The sequence below is a fragment of the Mesotoga sp. genome, assembly GCF_035363035.1.
In the GTDB taxonomy this organism is placed as follows: Bacteria; Thermotogota; Thermotogae; order Petrotogales; family Kosmotogaceae; genus Mesotoga.
In genome coordinates, this window is the sequence record NZ_DAOSEH010000166.1 from 1 (window position 1) to 2,230 (window position 2,230).

Sequence of the window (2,230 nt, forward strand, 5' to 3'; positions counted from 1 at the left end):
CGCTCTGGTTTTCCCTTATAGCCTCCAGAAGCTCTCGGTCCGATCTTCCGTCGAGCTGTGAGTACCAGGTGAGCGGAATGGCGGCCCAGGCGTTGTTCAAAGTCTCTTTGAAGAGGAGAGAGAACTTCAACAGCTCTCTCGTGCCCGAATAAGAACGCACTAGCGGATAGTTACCCCTCCGGCTGGCTTCGTACATTCTCTCGAAATCCTCTCTCTTTCTGAAGGGCGCACCTCCGGCGCCATCCTCGGAACGGACCATGTTCTCGGGATGGAAGAACCATTGCTGACAGTTTTGATCCGGCGCGAGAGAGATGATATCCAGCAAACGTGATTGCGCGAGTTCCTTCACGGCCAGTTCCGTCTCTTCGAGCGTTTGAAGGCCGATATGGTGACGAATCAGGGGGAAAGGCTCTTTGAAGGCAATTCTCTCGAGCAATCCCTGGGGGTATTCAACGGTCCCTCCCGCTTCGTCGCGACCCCGCAAATAGCCTGTCACTTCCTCCAGCGATTCGCTCCCGTCGAAGACTCTGTCGAACATCCCCGATTCACGGGCAACCCCGGCCGTCTCGACGGTGCCGCCGAAGATCATCTTCTTTTCAACGCCTTCTCTCTCCAGCGCCGTCCGCAATTCTCTGAGAAGTTCTCTGCAAGATTCTCCTCCAAGCCGGTAGCTTATCGCTATGATATCGGGCGAAACTTCTTTTATACTGTCCAGCAGCTTGTCTATTCCCAGCACGCTGCCTATATACACGCATTCGTACCCTTCTTTCCTGGCAAGTCCCAGAAAGTTGAGGATTCCGGCGGTGTGAATATCGCTACCTATCGCCCCGGCCAGTATCTTATCCATCGCCGTCCCCCTTTTCAACGTAATGCCTTAGATCTTCAACGGACATCTCGTTCACTCCCAGCCGTTCGATGTTTCTACCTTCCTTCCAGAAGTCCCTTCCCATGACCGCCCCGGCTATGTTTATCACAGAGTCCATGGTCTTGGTGTCGACGCCGAGTTTTTTTCCAAAGCAGCTCATGGGAACCAGGCTCATCGGAACGTCTTCGATTATGTAGCGGTTTTCCATGCTGATCGGCGCCATGATGCCCCTGTAACCTTCGTTGTTGTGGATCGCGTTGTACAGATCTTCTCCTCTGGCATCGTAAGCGTAATCAAGCCATTCTCTGGCGCCCATAGCCTGAACGCCGAGTTTGCTGGTAACCTCGCAACGCTCTCTATCTACCTCTTCAAGGACCCTCGCGACGGCCGGGCTGATTCCGTCGAGATAGAACTGGAAGTCTCCGTGAGTGGATTCTATCCATCCGGCGTTCATAAGTATCGCTCCGGGATGGAATATCGCACCGATGTTGTTGAAGCTCGTATAAAGTACGTTGTCCGTAAGCGTGAATTCGGGAATCACATCCCCGATCACCGGCATGAGGAGTTCGTTGTCCTTTGAAGGCAGTACAGCCACCGGTACGGCGTTCTTGATCCGGAATATCCTTACCATCCCCGGACCGGAGATCCTGGAGGCAAAGAGAAAGGTCTGTGCCTCGGCCAGTACCGCTTTGTTCCTCACGCCGCACTCTTTGAATATCTTGTCGAACTCAAGGGCTCCTCCCGTTCTTCCGGGATTGAGAATGACGACCTGACCTTCCGAGATGAACTGTGAGAGCTTTCTGGCTACTTCCGCGTGCGCGAAGGCGGGCACGACTATCATGATGAGCTCAGCGCCGGAAACGGCCTTTCCCATATCCGTCCCGACATATTTCAAACGCGCGGTTCCACCCGATTCTCCCTCCACTTTGAGTTTTTTGCTTTTCAGTATAGGCTGGATTCTGTTCTGACTTCGATTGTAGAGCGCAACTTCGTTCCCACGCATGGCAAGCACCGCTGCAAGAGCCTGTCCGCCATTCCCCGCACCTATTACCGCTATTTTCATTCGACACCTCCTGTTCTTCAGACAACCACTGAAAAGACCTGCGTTTAACTGCAATTCTCAAGCTACGATCGATACACATTACAATTATACTTTATTCGTCGCACGTCCTTTTTTAAAGTCGTGTATAACCATTCAGAGGTTTTATTGGTGTTCGGCGATACGGTGTGAATCTTCGAAAGATTCCGACGACCTGCCGATTTTCTATCAGTTGCGGTAAACGGTCTCTATGGCTCCTTCACAATGGTAGACTTCTTTGAAAATATTGAAGTAAAGCGACTCTTCTTTGGTCCTTATGCCGGCCT

General features: G+C 52.2%; 2 protein-coding genes. Both read right to left on the bottom strand.

Features of this window, described 5'->3' with window-relative positions:
- Positions 1-847: cobalamin B12-binding domain-containing protein (locus tag PKX57_RS12080; RefSeq protein WP_472417567.1), on the bottom strand; the 847-nt coding region annotated here is incomplete at its 3' end.
- Complete coding sequence (locus PKX57_RS12085) at positions 840-1,928, bottom strand: NAD/NADP octopine/nopaline dehydrogenase family protein (RefSeq protein WP_213920853.1); 1,089 nt, start codon at positions 1,926-1,928, stop codon at positions 840-842. The genes PKX57_RS12085 and PKX57_RS12080, both read right to left, overlap by 8 nt.
- Between the last annotated feature and the right edge of the window lie 302 nt (positions 1,929-2,230).